General features: G+C 43.2%; 1 pseudogene. It reads left to right on the top strand.

Going from position 1 to position 514, the window contains the following annotated elements:
- Window positions 1-514: pseudogene (gene htrA, locus CYP28_RS00600) on the top strand (serine protease HtrA); the annotation flags it as partial.

Below are 514 nucleotides of genomic sequence, written 5' to 3'. Positions count from 1 at the left end.
AAGCAACGCTGGCATCGAACAGATGTTTAATGACCCGTTTTTTAATGAATTTTTTGGATTTAACTTTGCAAAACCAAAAGAGAAAGAAAAGACGACCTCTTTAGGCTCTGGTGTTATCATCTCAAATGACGGCTACATCGTTACAAACAACCACGTCATCGAAGATAGCGACCAGATCGTTGTGACCTTGGCAAAGGGTGGCAAGGAGTATAAAGCGAAGCTAATAGGTAGCGATCCAAAGACCGATCTAGCTGTTATAAAGATAGAGGCAAATGGGCTAAATGCGATCACATTGGCCGACTCATCAAAGCTGCTTGATGCAGATGTCGTCTTTGCCATAGGCAATCCTTTTGGCGTAGGCGAGAGCATCACTCAAGGCATCGTCTCAGGGCTAAATAAAGATGATATCGGACTTAATCAATATGAAAATTTCATCCAAACAGATGCCTCTATAAACCCTGGCAACTCAGGTGGCGCTTTGGTTGATAGCAGGGGCTATTTGGTCGGTATAAAC

The organism is Campylobacter concisus, assembly GCF_002914195.1.
Taxonomy (GTDB): Bacteria; Campylobacterota; Campylobacteria; order Campylobacterales; family Campylobacteraceae; genus Campylobacter_A; species Campylobacter_A concisus_M.
This window is presented reverse-complemented; position numbering and strand designations above follow the sequence as displayed.